This is a genomic window from Lysinibacillus sp. RU7 (genome assembly GCF_057837305.1).
The window spans coordinates 1-237 of the sequence record NZ_JBYQFK010000304.1; the positions used below are offsets into that span (position 1 = coordinate 1).

A 237-nucleotide genomic window follows, 5' to 3' on the forward strand; every position below is an offset into this window, starting at 1 on the left:
GTCGTGATGCGCCACAGCGCTTCCGGCGCCCCGCATTTCCTGGCAAAGCACATCCCTGCCGCCATCGTCAATGCGGGCGACGGCATCAATGAACACCCCACACAGGCCCTTCTCGACGCATTCTCCATCATGGAAGCCACGGGCAGCGACCTGCGTGGCGTGAAAGTGGCCATCATCGGCGATATCATGCACAGCCGCGTAGCCCAGAGCAATATCTACCTGCTGACCAAAATGGGC

Annotated in this window: 1 pseudogene; it reads left to right on the top strand. The window is 60.8% G+C overall.

The window, feature by feature from the left end:
- Positions 1-237 (top strand): annotated as a pseudogene (locus AC3II9_RS22485) (aspartate carbamoyltransferase catalytic subunit); the annotation flags it as partial.